This window comes from Simplicispira lacusdiani, assembly GCF_003604195.1.
Classification (GTDB): Bacteria; Pseudomonadota; Gammaproteobacteria; order Burkholderiales; family Burkholderiaceae_C; genus Simplicispira; species Simplicispira lacusdiani.
Map to the genome: position 1 here is coordinate 67,446 of NZ_QXGR01000013.1, position 12,419 is coordinate 79,864.

Below are 12,419 nucleotides of genomic sequence, written 5' to 3' on the forward strand. Positions count from 1 at the left end.
GCCGATTTGATTCAATATTTCACGGAAAACACCACGGGCTTGGACGCCAGCCGCGCCCGCTCCAGCCAGGCCAGCACCGAATCGACGGTGACGGTTTCGATGCGGTCGGCAAAGCGCTGCTCGCCGGGGTGGTCGTCGAACGCGATGTTGGCCGCGCCCATGCGCCCGCCCAGCCGCGTGAGCGCGCCGATCTTCAGCACGCTGGGCTGGTAGCCCTTGAACTGCAGCCAGGCCTGGGCCTGGTCGCGCGTGCGCACGCTGTCGGGCTCCATGGCCAGGGCCAGGGTCTCCAGCGCCCACTGGTTGGACTGCTGGTACTTGCGCCCCCAGGCGTAGCTGACCATGCTGTAGGGCGCATGCTGCAACGCACGGACGCGCGCGCCATCCTCCAGCACCGGCAGCAGGCGCTGCTGCACCTCGGGCGTGGGCACGGCCCAGACGGCCTCGTAGCGCCACAGGTCATCGAGGAAGAACTCGCCCAGCCCCTGGCGGTACAGGTGGCCCACGGCGCTGCCGCACTCGTTGAGCTTGTGCACCACGCGCCAGGGCCCCTCGGGCGTCTTGTAGGCCCAGCCCAGGTGCGAGTAGCGCAGGCCGTACTTGCCCAGGTCCTGCCCGGCGCGGCCCAGCACCACCACGCGGGTGCCGGTGCGCGCGTGCTCGGCGTCGAGCGCGGCGGCCGTCTGCTGCGCCAGTTGCATGCCGCGCTCGATGAGCTGGGGCGTGGGCTTGCGCGCCTCGCAGGAGCGGCCCGCATGGGCCGGCGCGGCGGCCAGCATCAGCGCCGCCAGGGCGAGCGCGGTGAGGGGGACGGTGCTACGTGCCATGGCAGTGCTCCTCAGAGGCGTTCGTTGTGCAGCAGGGCGCGGCCCAGGGCGTTGGGCACGAAGGCCAGCACCTCGCCCGCCACCGACAGCACCACGCCGGTGCCGATCACGCTGCAGGCCACCACCGTGCCCACACCGTAAGCGGAGGCCGCCACACCGCGCCCTGCCACCTCGACGCTGACGCGCGCACCGTCGGAGGCGCGCTCCAGCACATATACCGTGCCCACGGCCGAGGCCTCAATGGACTTGACGGTGAGCACCGCCCCGGCCACCGACAGCGCCGCCGGCAAGGCAACCACCGCGCCGGACGCCGCAGCGCCCACCGAGGCCGTGCCCACGACCGAGGCCACGGGCAACAGGGAGAGCGCGGCCGAGGCCTCGCTCTGGGCCCGCGCCGGGGCTGACACCAGGGCACAGGCCAGGCCCGCCGCCAGCAGCAGGCGGGCCAGGGTTTTGTTCAGCAATGCAGTCATGGTTCACTCCTTGGGTTCGTACACATCATTCGGCACTGGCGGCGGTGCGGGTGGCCTCGCGGCGGCCCTGCAGACGCGCTTCGAGCAGGTCGGCCTCGTGGCGGTCGCGCAGCATCTTGGCCAGCGTGAAGGCGGTGGTCACCAGGTACAACCAGCTCACGCCGAGGAAGGCCTTGTAGGTCGCGTTGATGTCCATGCCCCACAGGCCCCAGCCGGTCAGGCCCATGGCGACGGCGAAGCCGCCCCAGACGACCAGCTTCCACAGCGGGGTGTCTCCCGCATCCCGGCGACTGCCTGCGTTGTCGCGCACGAACTTGGCCAGCGCGAACACGGTGGACAGGCAGAAGACATAGCCCATCACCATGAACACCTGCTCCAACGGCTCGCCCGGCAGCCAGGCCAGGCCGACGGCGCAGAGGAACACGGCGATGCCGAAGGAAACCCAGACCTGGAGCTGCCAGGCACGGGTATCACGCTGGACGACGATGGGAGCGGAGGACATGGCGGTCTGGGCACTGGGGCCGTGGTGGAACATGGGCCGCATGGTGCCGGTGCGGCGCCGCGCTGTCCGTGTCTGGATGACAAAGCGCTCCCGTACAACCCAATAAGTATCGTTTTTCGATACTTTTCTTCCACTCGCCTGGCGCAAGACCCTGGACCCCAGACGGCCGGCGCGTGCGCGACACCCCTGCGCCGCGGGCCTCTTTCACAATCGCCGCTCGCGCGCCCCGCGCGCAACCACCCGAGAAAGAGACATGCCATGACCAAACCCTTTGACCTCGTCGTCCACGGCGCCACGGGCTTCACCGGCCGCCTGGTGGTCGAATACCTGCTGCAGCGCTACCCCACTGGCAGCGGCCTGCGCTGGGCCATGGGCGGGCGCAGCGCCGAGAAGCTCGCCGCCGTGCGTGACGAACTGGGCGCTCCGGCCGACACGCCGCTCGTGGTGACCGACACCGGCAACCCCGCCAGCCTGCAGGCACTGATGAACAGCACCCGCCTGGTGCTGACCACCGTGGGCCCCTACCAGCTCTACGGCAACGAACTCGTGGCCGCCTGCGCGGCTTCCGGCGTGGACTACGTGGATCTGTGCGGCGAACCGGCCTGGATGCGCCGCATGATCGACGCGCACGAGGCCACGGCGAAGGCCAGCGGCGCGCGCATCGTGTTCTCGTGCGGCTTCGACTCGATCCCGTTCGACCTCGGCGTGTTCCTGCTGCAGAGCGAGATGCGGACCCGCTTCGGCCAGCCCGCGAGCCGCGTGCGTGGCCGCGTGCGCAAGATGAAGGGCACCTTCTCGGGCGGCACGGCCGCCAGCCTCAAGGCCACGCTGGCCGCCGCCGCCAGCGAGCCGGGCGTGCTCGACCTGCTGCGCGACCCGTTTGCGCTCACACCCGGCTTCACCGGCCCGCGCCAGCCCTCGGGCAGCAAGCCCATGGTGGACGAGGCGCTGGGTGCGGACATCTGGGTGGCACCGTTCGTCATGGCGGCCATCAACACGCGCAACGTGCACCGCTCCAACTTCCTGCTGGGTCATGCCTACGGGCAGGACTTTGTGTACGACGAGATGCTGGTCACCGGCCCCGGCGCCAAGGGCGAGGCCTTTGCCAACGCGGTGGCGTCCGACAAGTCGCTGGGCTCGGACAGCGGCCCCAAGCCGGGCGAAGGCCCTTCGCGCGAAGAGCGCGAGGCCGGGCACTACGACGTGCTGTTCCTCGGCGAGGATGCCCAGGGCCACCGCCTGCGCGTGGCCGTGACGGGCGACCGCGACCCCGGCTACGGATCGACCTCCAAGATGATCGCCGAGGCCGCCGCGTGCCTGCTGGAGAACCGCGGCACGCCCGGGGGCATCTGGACCACCGCCCCGGCGCTGGGCCAGGCGCTGATCGATCGGCTGCAGGCGAATGCCGGACTGACGTTCAGCGTCGAATAACTCACGCCTGCAGCAGCCCCGCCACGCGCGCCTGCAGGGCCTCGGGCTGCGCCTGTGCGGGCGGCACGGGCGCGCCCACGTTCAGCCCCACGCGGTTGAACAGGCCGCGCCGGAACGGCCGCACCATGGCGCCGCCCTGCTCGATGCGGCTGAAGTACGAGCCCCACAGGTTGGTCAGCGCCATGGGGATCACCGGCACGTCCAGCCCGTCGGCGCGCGCGCGGTCCAGGATCTTGACGATGCCGCCCTTAAACGGCTGCAACTGCCCGTCGCGCGTGATGCCGCCCTCGGGGAAGATGGCCAGCAGATCCCCCTCGCGCAGCACCTGCGCGGCGCGCTCGAAGGCGGCCTCGTAGGTCTTGGGGTCCTCCTTGTAGGGCGCGACCGGGATGGCCTTGGCCAGCTTGAACAGCCAGCCCAGCACCGGGATGCGGAAGATGCGGTGGTCCATCACGAAGTAGATGGGGCGCGGGCTGGCGGCCATGAGCAGCACGGCATCGACAAAGCTCACATGGTTGCAGGCCAGCACGGCAGAGCCTTGCGCGGGCAGGTACTCATCGCCCTGCACCTTGAAGCGGTAGACGAAGCGCGACAACACCCAGGCCACGAAGCGCAGCAGGTACTCGGGCACGAGCAGGAAGATGTAGAACGCCACCACGGCGTTGGCCAGCCCGGTGAACAGGAAGATCTGCGGCACGGTGAAGCCCGCACCCAGCAACGCGCCCGCGATCAGCGAACTGGCAATCATGAACAGCGCGTTGAGGATGTTGTTGGCCGCGATGATGCGCGCGCGGTGCGTGGGCTGGGCGCGCATCTGGATCAGGGCGTACATGGGCACGCTGTACAAGCCTGCGAACAACGACAGCAGCGCCAGGTCCAGCATCACGCGCCAGTGCGCGCCCTGCTCCAGGAACGCCGCCAGGCCCATGATCTCGGCGGGCGGCAGGCTGCGCGAGGCAAAGTACAGGTCGATGGAGAACACGCTCATGCCGATGGCACCCAGCGGCACCAGGCCGATCTCCACATGCCGGCGCGAAAGCACCTCGCACAGCAGCGAGCCGATGCCGATGCCCACCGAGAACACCACCAGCAGCAGCGAGGCCACCTGCTCGTTGCCGTGCAGCACCTCCTTGGCGAAGCTGGGAAACTGGCTCAGGAACACAGCGCCAAAGAACCACATCCAGCTGATGCCCAGCAGCGAGCGGAACACCACGAGGTTCTGGTGCGCCAGCTTGAGGTTGCGCCAGGTCTCGCTCACCGGGTTCCAGTTGACCTTGAGCCCTGGGTCGGTGGCGGGCAGCGAGGGGATGAACTCGGCCACCACCCGCCCCACGATGGCCGCGCCCACGCAGGCAAAGCCCACATGGTGCGCGCCGATCTCGGGCACGGCGATGATGAGCCCGCCCGCCACGTTGCCCAGCAGGATGGCCACGAAGGTGCCCATCTCCACCATGCCGTTGCCGCCGGTCAGCTCGCGCTCATTGAGCACCTGCGGCAGGTAGGCGAACTTGACCGGCCCGAACAGCGTGGAGTGCAGCCCCATGAGGAAGGTGCAGCCGAGCAGCACCGGCACGTTCTGCGAGAAGAAGCCCCAGGCGGCCAGCGCCATGATGGCCATCTCCAGGCGCTTGACGAAACGGATCAGCACCTTCTTGTCGTACTTGTCGGCCAGTTGCCCGCTGGTGGCCGAAAACAGCAGGAACGGCAGGATGAACAGCGCGCCGATCACCAGCCCGGCCATGGCGGGCTGCAGCCAGGCCACGTTGATCTGGTAGGTCACCATCACCGTGAAGGCGAACTTGAACAGGTTGTCGTTCGCGGCGCCGGAGAACTGCGTCCAGAAGAAGGGCGCGAAGCGCCGCTGGCGCAGCAGGGCGAACTGGTTCGGGTCCTCGTGCGCGCTGGCGGGGGCGCCGGTGCGGGGGGTGGCGTGGCTCATGCGTTGCTCCTCGGTTCCATCGTGGTGATCGGGCTCGCCTGCGGTCATGCGCAGGCCCGGCCCATTTCTTCTGGCTGGCCTGGGGCGCCATTCTGCACGGGCGCCGTGACGGCCCCGCGCAGGGCCGCCAGCACGGGCAGCGCCGCGCCGGCCGCGCCCAGGTGTTTGAGGGTGTGGCCCGACACCCATTGGCCGGTGGCGGCGAACACCGCGTGGTCGGCCGCCTCGAACAGCTTGGCCGCGCCGTACCAGGCGATCACGGCAAGGAGGTTCAGCGCCAGCGCGCCTGGGCGCCGGGGCAGACAGGCCAGCACCAGCACCACCAGCATGCCGCCGAGCTGCACCACGGCCCAGGGCAGCAGGTCGCCGGCATGCGCCCACCAAGCCACGGCCAGCGGCCCGGCCAGCAGCACCACCACGGCGCAGGCCCGGCCGGCGCGCGGACTCACGCGGCCGGCCGCCGCCAGGCCCAGCAGTCCGGCGAAGGCCACGGCCATGCCCAGCCGGTCCCACAGCAGGCCGGCATCGTCGGGCCGGCCGTGGTACCAGGCCGAGCCCAGGGCGGTGCACAGCAGGCCCCCGCAGAACAGCGCGGCCAGGGCGCGCGTGGTGCCATCGAGCGAATCGCCCTGGCGCCGCAACAGCGCCAGGCCCCAGGCGCCCGCCACGGCGAACGGCAGGTTGCTCAGCACGTCGAGCGCGCAGGGCAGGCCCCACAGCGTGCGCTGGTCGGCAAAGCCATGCTGGTGCGGGCTAGCGGGCAGCACGGGGCCAAAAACGGCCAGGGCCAGCAGCGCCAGGGCGGCCCAGAGCAGGCCGGTTTCGGCGGGGGTGCGGCGGCGCCGGGGGGAGGAGGAATGGGACATCGGATGCGGCATGGGGTCTCCGGGTGCAGGGGTTGGCATGGGCGCAGTCTGGTCGCGGCACCGGATTCGCCCCCCTGAAAAGTTGCAGCAGACGCCACCACATCCACTTTCGGTATCCGTATTCGATACCAAACCAGCATGGCGCGGGTGGCCCACCGACGGCCGATGTCCGGCGGAGGCATGATGTGGGTCAAGGCAATACTCCCCCGGAAATCCGTACAGTCCCTCCCTATGCACACCTTCCGAAACCTCCGCCTCCTGGGCTCGCTGGCCTTGCTGCTGGCCGCTTTCACCGCCCAGGCCCAGACCCTGTCCTGCCCGTCGCAGGAGCAAATGCGCCAGGTCAACGCCTGCCCCACCGAGGAGCAGTTGCGCGCCAACTTCCACGGTTTTTGTGGCGACGACAGCAAGGCCTACCAGGGCCAAACCGGCCCCTGCAGCGACTACCAGGTCTTCCGCCGCCTGAAGAACACCGCGCTGTGGGAGTCCGCCGATGGCGCCTTCGACGGCTACCTGTCGTGCGAAGCCCCCGCCCCGGTCATCGCGAAATCAAGCCTGACGGCCCTGCGCGTGGCGAAGAAGGGCCCCATCACCGCCGTGGTCTGCCACTACGGCCCGGACGTGCAGCTCACGCACCGCACGCGCAAGGCCTGCACCGTGCCGGCCTCGTGCGCCAGCGATCCGGCCCAGTGCCAGGCCGTCTGCGAATGAAGGGCTGACAGGGGCGGTGGCGGGTCTCCATAATCGGTGCCCATGAGCACCACCGCCGACCTCGTCACGGCCCTGAAGAAGGAACTCAAGGCCGCCCAGATGACCTACGCCGACCTGGCGCAGCAGCTCGGCATGGCCGAGTCCAGCGTCAAGCGCATGCTGGCCAAGGGTGACATGCCGCTGTCGCGCATCGACGCGATCTGCCGCGCCCTGGCGCTCGATTTCGCTGACCTGGCGCGGCGCGTGGCCGACAACCAGCCACTGCTCCAGGAACTGACCCAGGAGCAGGAAAAGGCCGTGGTCAGCGACAAAAAGCTGCTGCTGGTCGCCATCTCGGTGCTCAGCCAGTGGACGCTGGAGCAGATCGTGGCCACCTACCGCCTGAGCGAGGCCGAGGGCATCAAGTACCTCGCGCAGCTCGACCGCATCGGCATCATCGAGCTGCGGCCGCTCAACCGTTACCGGCTCAAGCTGGCCAAGACCTTCCGCTGGCGCCCGCACGGCCCGGTGATGAACTACTTCCGCGAGCATGCGCTGCTCGACTACTTCGCCGGCGGCTTCGACGGCCCCGGCGAAGGCGTGCTGCTGGTGCACGGCAGCATCAGCCGCGCCTTGGCGCCCGCCTTCATGGAGCGCATGCAGCGCGTGGCCCAGGACTTTGCCCAGCAGCACCTGGCCGACCAGCGCCTGCCCCAGGCCGAGCGCGAGGGCTACACCCTGCTGCTGGCCCTGCGCAGCTGGGAATTCGAGGCCTTTGCCCACATGCGGCGCTGAGAAGCCCTGCGCCTACGCCTGCATGCGCCGCCACTAGCTATTATTTTGATAGCTTTTGGCGCTTTACCCATGGGCCTCAGAGGCCAAAAATACCTGAAAATCGCGCCATTTCCGTGCCTGCGGCGCCCTTGCGCGCGCCCCTTGACGCCACAAACAGAAATAACTATTCTTTAAATAACAATTTTTGTTAACTTAAAGATAGCAAATGAAAACCACCCGCCAGCAGCAGGAAGCCACGCGCCGCCAGATCGTGGTCAGCGCGGTGGATCTGATGACCCGCCAGGGCTTCGACGGCACGACGATGAAGGACATCGCACGCGCCGCCGGCATTGGCGACGCCACGATCTACAAGTACTTTCCCACCAAGGACCGCATCGTGCTGGGCTACCTTGACGCGGTGGTCCAACAGGCGCTGGCCGACACCCTGCAGACGCCCGGCTTCACCGACTACCAGTTGCAGGAAAAGCTCCAGCGCCTGACCGACGCCGTGCTCGAACACCTGCTGCCCGACCGCGAGTTCGTGGCCCAGGTGCGCGCGCTGGCCCGGCGTTCCCCCTTGACCCTGCTGGCCGAACCCCTGGCGGCGCGCCAGGCCCTGCGCGAGGCCGTGACCAGCTTCCTAGAGGCCGCCGAGGCGGCGGGCGAGATCGAACCCTGCGACTTCAAGGGCATGGCCGGGGGGCTCTACACCGACTACCTGGTCGGGGTGGTGAGCTACTGGCTGGCCGACACCTCCGACGAGTTCGCCGACACCGCACAGCTGGTGGACCTGTCGCTGGGCGTGCTGGTGCAGACCCTGCGCAGCGGGCTCATCAACCGCGTGCTGCAGTTGGGCGGCTTCGTGCTGCGCAGCCAGATGGCGCGCCTGGCCCAGCACGGCAGCGGCTTGCTGGGCGTTCTGCACATGGCGCAGCAGGCCATGGGCAGCCCCCCGCGCACAGCCACGGCCCCCACCGCGTCGCCCCAGGCCGCGCCCCCCCGTGCACCGCGCAAGCCGCGCGCCACGGCCGCAGCGGGCACCCCTGCCACCCCGCGCAGAAAGAAGGCCGCATGAGCTCCCCCGCCACCGTGAAATCCATCGCCATCCCGCCCGGCACGGCCATCCACGCCGCCGTGTCCGGCGCGCAGTTCTTCGATGCCTACGAGGTGGCCGATCGCCATCCGGCCCGCACGGCGCTGCAGACCTGGCTGGACGTGGTGGCCCGCACGCCGCGCTGGACGCAGCAGCTCATGGCCCTGCGCAACCGGCTGGTGCGCCTGGTGGGCCTGAAGGACCTGGGCCAGTTGCACGACACGCACCCGCTCGCCAGCGGCCGCATCCCCAGTGACGCGAGCAGCTACCGCGTGGGCGACCGCGTGGGCATCTTCCTCATCCGCCACCTCAGCGACACCGAGGTGGTGCTGGGGCAGGACGACAAGCACCTCGACGTGCAGGTGTCGCTGAGCAAGCACTGCCGGGGCGATGCGCCCGCCACGCTCGCGGTCAGCACCGTGGTGCACATCCACAACGCGCTGGGGCAGGCCTACATGGCGGTGGTCACACCCTTCCATCGCCGCATCGTGCGCGCCATGCTGCAGCGGCTGGCGGACCATGGCCAGCGCTGACGCGCCGCGCACCAGCCGGCTCGCGCGCGGCGCCATCACGGGCGTAGCGGCCGCGCGCATCGGCGCCGCCCACCTGGGGCAGCGCCTGCGCACGCCGTCGCCCCAGGCACAGGCCGAGCACGAGGCCGCCGTGGGCCGCATCCTGTTCGGCGCACTGGGGCAGTTGCGCGGCACCGCGCTCAAGGTCTCGCAGCTGCTGAGCATGCACCCCACACTGCTGCCCGAGGGCGTGCGCCACGAGCTGGCGCGCGCCCAGCACCAGGCGCTGCCGCTCAACCGCGCCCTGGTGGGGCGCGTGTTCCGCCAGGCCTTCGGGCAGGAGCCCGAGGCGCTGTTCGCGCAGTTCGAGCCCACCGCCTTCGCCGCGGCCAGCCTGGGCCAGGTGCACCGCGCGCAATTGCCGGGCCAGGGCCTGGTGGCGGTGAAGGTGCAGTACCCCGGCATCGCCGCCACCATCGCCAGCGACATGCGACTGGCGCGCGCCACGCTGCGCGCGCTGGCGCGCACCGACCTGCCCCTGCCCGCCGACCGTGTGGTGGACGGCGTGATGGACGAGATCGAGGCCACGCTGCTGCGCGAGGTGGACTACCTGCACGAGGCCGAGCAACTGCAATGGTTCGCCGAGCACGCCGCGCTGCCCGGCGTGGCAATGGCGCGGCCCGTCCTGTCGCACACCAGAGCCCAGGTGCTCACGCAGCAGTACCTGCCCGGCCTGCACCTGGACGCCTGGCTGGCGACCGAACCGGCCCAGGCGCTGCGCGACCGGGCCGGCCAGCACCTGTGGGACTGGTTCATGCACTGCATCTTTGGGCTGGGCCGGGTGCATGCCGATCCGCACCCCGGCAACTTCCTGTTCGCGCCCGATGGCACGGTGGGCGTGCTCGACTTCGGCTGCACGCGTGAACTCTCGGAAGATTTTCGGACACAGGTGGCACGCGCCTGGTCGGCGCTGCTGCGCCCTGCGGCCGACCCGCAGCGTGATGCCGTGGTGCTGCAGGCCTACCAGGCGCTGGGGCTGGTCGGGCCCGACCTGGCGCTTGCAACCTACAGCGCCGAGCTGGCCCCTGCCTTGGCCGACATGCAGGCCTGGCAGCTGGAGCCCTTCACCCAGGCCGTCTTCGACTTCAGAGCCAAGCGGCCGCCCCCCATCACGCCGCCGGAGCACCAGCGCGTGCTGGGCCGCCACCTGGCGCAGGTGCCGGGCGAGATGCCCGCGTTCGATCGCATGTGGATGGGACTGATGCACCTGCTCACGCGGCTGGGTGCCCGGGTGCGCACCCGCACCGCCGCCATCCCTGGCACGCCCGCCGAAAGGACATCGCCATGACCCTCCCGCCGTCCGCCCCCCGGCGCGGGGCCGTGCCCCGGCGCCGCGCATGGAAAGGCCTGTGGCTGGTGGCCGTTGCGGCGGTGCACACCGTCTTTGCCGCCATCGTCTTTCTGCCCCAGTGGCAGGACATCGTGCGACGCGGTGTGTTCGACAGCGTGGGCAGCGACCCGCTGCGGGGGGCCGTGGCGTGGTTCGGCCTGTTCGGTGCCGCCCTCGCGCTGCTGGGCTGGGCCATCGTGCTTCTGGAGCGCTCCCCTGCCCCTGCACCCACGGCCCTGCGACCGCTGGGCATGGGCGTGCTGGCGCTCACGCTGCTGGGGCTCGTGCTCATGCCGGCGTCGGGCTTCTGGCTCGCGCTCCCAGCGGCCCTGGCACTGTGCCGACGCACGCCCCAGGCTTGGCGTTCATGATCGATGGAGAACCCCATGAACCATCCCCTCCTGCTGGCAGCCGCGGGTCTCGCGCTGATCGGCCTGGTCCATTCCGTGCTGGGCGAAATCCTGGTCTTTCGCACGCTGCGCACTCGCGGGGTGGTGCCCACGGCCGGGTACCCGGTGTTGCGCGAGCGGCAGGTGCGCATCCTATGGGCCTCCTGGCATCTGGTGACCGTGCTGGGTTGGGCCCTGGGCGCACTGCTCTGGCGCCTGGGGAGCGGCCCCTGGGAGAAGGGTCTGGCGGCGTGGGTCGCCAACACCACGACGCTCGCCGTGCTGGCCTGCGCGCTGCTGGTGGGTTTCGCCACCCAGGGCCGGCACCCGGCCTGGTGCGCCTTGCTGGTGGTCGGTGTCTTGGTGGGCTGGCGCTGACGCAATGTGCGAAATATCACGGCAACGCCGCCGGATCGCGCCACGGGATACACGCCTACACAACTCTTCGCCAGACGGCTACATTGGCTTTACGCAATTCCCGCACGATAGAGCTTCCGGTTCCGCGAGGAATCCTTTGTGAGGAGATCTCCATGGCACGCACCACCCTGGCCGCCGCTTCCATCGCCCTGCTGGCGCTCTGCGCATTCGCGGCCCCCGCGCAGGCCAGCACCACCGCCACCATCGTCATCCAGACGGCCCCACCGCCACCACGCTACGAGGTGGTGCCAGCGCCCCGGCGCGGCATGGTCTGGGTGCCCGGCCACTGGGAGTGGCGCGGCCACCACCATGTCTGGGTGGACGGCTACTGGCTCAAGGCCCGCCCCGGCTACCGCTACCACGCGCCCGTGTGGGTGGAGCAGGGCGGCCAGTGGCATCTGCGCCCCGGCAGCTGGGACCGCGACCACGACGGTATCCCCAACCGCCACGACCCGACGCCCGACGGCCGCTCCATGCCGCAGCGCCCCTACGCCGACCGGGACCGCGACGGCGTGCCCGACCACCGGGACCGCGACCGCGATGGCGACGGCATTTCCAACCGCCACGACCCGACGCCCGACGGCCGGGGCCGCCACCGGGGCGACCGCGACCGTGATGGCGTGCCCAACCGCTATGACCGGGACCGCGACGGCGACGGCATCTCCAACCGCCACGATCCGACACCCGATGGCCGGGGCCGTCCGCGCGGCGACCGGGACCGCGATGGCGTGCCCAACCGCTACGACCAGCGGCCGGGCAATCCCTACCGCAACTGACGCACCGCGTGGCGCGCGCGGCCGGCACTCCATAAGCATCTGTTGTGGCGCATAAGCCAGCGCGCGCCCCTAGAATGGCCGCTGCAGGAGAGCAGGCGGCGCGAGCCGCCTCACCGAAGGCGCAAACTCCCATACACGCTCAGGTACCGTACTGCACCATCATCAAAGCCGTCTGGAGAGCCGCCACGCCCGTGGCGCACCGAAGGAGCAAGCCCCGCGCCGTGTTGGCGCGGCGTGAATCTCTCAGGTAACAGGGACAGGGGGAGCGGCAGCTTGGCAGACGCGCCAACTGCACGCTATGAATACAGTAGCTGCTCACGCACGCCCACCAAGCGCTAGA

At 70.1% G+C, this 12,419-nt stretch carries 14 protein-coding genes and 1 riboswitch; of the genes, 9 read left to right on the forward strand and 5 right to left on the reverse strand.

Features of this window, described 5'->3' with window-relative positions:
• Positions 1-11: 11 nt before the first annotated feature.
• From D8S75_RS15845 to D8S75_RS15855, 3 genes are read right to left on the reverse strand one after another with little or no spacing between them, the layout of a single operon-like run.
• Entirely contained in the window at positions 12-827 is an 816-nt protein-coding gene (locus D8S75_RS15845) for a DUF2145 domain-containing protein (protein ID WP_119967321.1), read from the reverse strand.
• 11 nt (positions 828-838) lie between these two features.
• Positions 839-1,300, reverse strand: a complete 462-nt coding sequence (locus D8S75_RS15850) for a hypothetical protein (RefSeq protein ID WP_119967322.1) — start codon at positions 1,298-1,300, stop codon at positions 839-841.
• Between the two features lie 25 nt (positions 1,301-1,325).
• Positions 1,326-1,802, reverse strand: coding sequence for a YiaA/YiaB family inner membrane protein (locus D8S75_RS15855; RefSeq protein WP_119967355.1), 477 nt, complete (start codon positions 1,800-1,802; stop codon positions 1,326-1,328).
• A gap of 258 nt (positions 1,803-2,060) precedes the next feature.
• On the opposite strand from D8S75_RS15855, the gene D8S75_RS15860 reads away from it, so the two are divergent.
• A complete protein-coding gene (locus D8S75_RS15860; protein WP_119967323.1) occupies positions 2,061-3,233 on the forward strand; it encodes a saccharopine dehydrogenase family protein in 1,173 nt (390 codons plus the stop codon).
• Between the two features lies 1 nt (position 3,234).
• On the opposite strand, the gene D8S75_RS15865 is transcribed toward D8S75_RS15860, so the two are convergent.
• Together D8S75_RS15865 and D8S75_RS15870 are read right to left on the reverse strand one after the other, a co-directional pair.
• Complete coding sequence (locus tag D8S75_RS15865) at positions 3,235-5,172, reverse strand: MFS transporter (RefSeq protein ID WP_119967324.1); 1,938 nt, start codon at positions 5,170-5,172, stop codon at positions 3,235-3,237.
• A 44-nt stretch (positions 5,173-5,216) separates the two neighbouring features.
• Positions 5,217-6,050 (reverse strand): hypothetical protein, encoded by an 834-nt coding sequence (locus D8S75_RS15870; RefSeq protein ID WP_119967325.1) that lies wholly within the window; start codon positions 6,048-6,050, stop codon positions 5,217-5,219.
• Positions 6,051-6,269: 219 nt separating this feature from the next.
• On the opposite strand from D8S75_RS15870, the gene D8S75_RS15875 reads away from it, so the two are divergent.
• From D8S75_RS15875 to D8S75_RS15910, 8 genes are all read left to right on the forward strand, one after another.
• The gene (locus D8S75_RS15875; RefSeq protein ID WP_119967326.1) at positions 6,270-6,749 is read left to right on the forward strand and encodes a hypothetical protein; all 480 of its coding nucleotides are present in this window, start codon (positions 6,270-6,272) and stop codon (positions 6,747-6,749) included.
• A gap of 42 nt (positions 6,750-6,791) precedes the next feature.
• Entirely contained in the window at positions 6,792-7,523 is a 732-nt protein-coding gene (locus D8S75_RS15880; protein ID WP_119967327.1) for a helix-turn-helix domain-containing protein, read from the forward strand.
• A gap of 205 nt (positions 7,524-7,728) precedes the next feature.
• Positions 7,729-8,577, forward strand: a complete 849-nt coding sequence (locus tag D8S75_RS15885; RefSeq protein ID WP_119967328.1) for a TetR/AcrR family transcriptional regulator — start codon at positions 7,729-7,731, stop codon at positions 8,575-8,577.
• Positions 8,574-9,128, forward strand: coding sequence for a DUF2867 domain-containing protein (locus D8S75_RS15890; protein ID WP_119967329.1), 555 nt, complete (start codon positions 8,574-8,576; stop codon positions 9,126-9,128). Before D8S75_RS15885 ends, D8S75_RS15890 begins: the two co-directional genes overlap by 4 nt.
• The gene (locus D8S75_RS15895) at positions 9,115-10,455 is read left to right on the forward strand and encodes an ABC1 kinase family protein (RefSeq protein ID WP_119967330.1); all 1,341 of its coding nucleotides are present in this window, start codon (positions 9,115-9,117) and stop codon (positions 10,453-10,455) included. The genes D8S75_RS15890 and D8S75_RS15895 overlap by 14 nt, the downstream gene beginning before the upstream one ends.
• The gene (locus D8S75_RS15900; protein ID WP_232829075.1) at positions 10,452-10,868 is read left to right on the forward strand and encodes a DUF6463 family protein; all 417 of its coding nucleotides are present in this window, start codon (positions 10,452-10,454) and stop codon (positions 10,866-10,868) included. Before D8S75_RS15895 ends, D8S75_RS15900 begins: the two co-directional genes overlap by 4 nt.
• A 15-nt stretch (positions 10,869-10,883) precedes the next feature.
• Positions 10,884-11,264 carry a hypothetical protein gene (locus D8S75_RS15905; RefSeq protein ID WP_119967331.1) on the forward strand — a complete coding sequence of 127 codons (381 nt, stop codon included), beginning with the start codon at positions 10,884-10,886 and terminating at the stop codon, positions 11,262-11,264.
• Positions 11,265-11,416: 152 nt separating this feature from the next.
• Positions 11,417-12,079: a YXWGXW repeat-containing protein gene (locus tag D8S75_RS15910; protein ID WP_119967332.1), complete on the forward strand. Its 663-nt coding sequence runs from the start codon at positions 11,417-11,419 to the stop codon at positions 12,077-12,079.
• Positions 12,080-12,241: 162 nt separating this feature from the next.
• A riboswitch (glycine riboswitch) is annotated at positions 12,242-12,349 on the forward strand.
• Positions 12,350-12,419 lie beyond the last annotated feature (70 nt).

Bases quoted from the DNA above. Each gene is read 5' to 3' on its own strand.
- D8S75_RS15865 (WP_119967324.1), bottom strand. From the start codon at position 5,172: ATGAGCCACGCCACCCCCCGCACCGGCGCCCCCGCCAGCGCGCACGAG.
- D8S75_RS15880 (WP_119967327.1), top strand. From the start codon at position 6,792: ATGAGCACCACCGCCGACCTCGTCACGGCCCTGAAGAAGGAACTCAAG.
- D8S75_RS15885 (WP_119967328.1), top strand. From the start codon at position 7,729: ATGAAAACCACCCGCCAGCAGCAGGAAGCCACGCGCCGCCAGATCGTG.
- D8S75_RS15860 (WP_119967323.1), top strand. From the start codon at position 2,061: ATGACCAAACCCTTTGACCTCGTCGTCCACGGCGCCACGGGCTTCACC.
- D8S75_RS15910 (WP_119967332.1), top strand. From the start codon at position 11,417: ATGGCACGCACCACCCTGGCCGCCGCTTCCATCGCCCTGCTGGCGCTC.
- D8S75_RS15900 (WP_232829075.1), top strand. From the start codon at position 10,452: ATGACCCTCCCGCCGTCCGCCCCCCGGCGCGGGGCCGTGCCCCGGCGC.
- D8S75_RS15850 (WP_119967322.1), bottom strand. From the start codon at position 1,300: ATGACTGCATTGCTGAACAAAACCCTGGCCCGCCTGCTGCTGGCGGCG.
- D8S75_RS15905 (WP_119967331.1), top strand. From the start codon at position 10,884: ATGAACCATCCCCTCCTGCTGGCAGCCGCGGGTCTCGCGCTGATCGGC.
- D8S75_RS15845 (WP_119967321.1), bottom strand. From the start codon at position 827: ATGGCACGTAGCACCGTCCCCCTCACCGCGCTCGCCCTGGCGGCGCTG.
- D8S75_RS15870 (WP_119967325.1), bottom strand. From the start codon at position 6,050: ATGCCGCATCCGATGTCCCATTCCTCCTCCCCCCGGCGCCGCCGCACC.
- D8S75_RS15895 (WP_119967330.1), top strand. From the start codon at position 9,115: ATGGCCAGCGCTGACGCGCCGCGCACCAGCCGGCTCGCGCGCGGCGCC.
- D8S75_RS15875 (WP_119967326.1), top strand. From the start codon at position 6,270: ATGCACACCTTCCGAAACCTCCGCCTCCTGGGCTCGCTGGCCTTGCTG.
- D8S75_RS15890 (WP_119967329.1), top strand. From the start codon at position 8,574: ATGAGCTCCCCCGCCACCGTGAAATCCATCGCCATCCCGCCCGGCACG.
- D8S75_RS15855 (WP_119967355.1), bottom strand. From the start codon at position 1,802: ATGTCCTCCGCTCCCATCGTCGTCCAGCGTGATACCCGTGCCTGGCAG.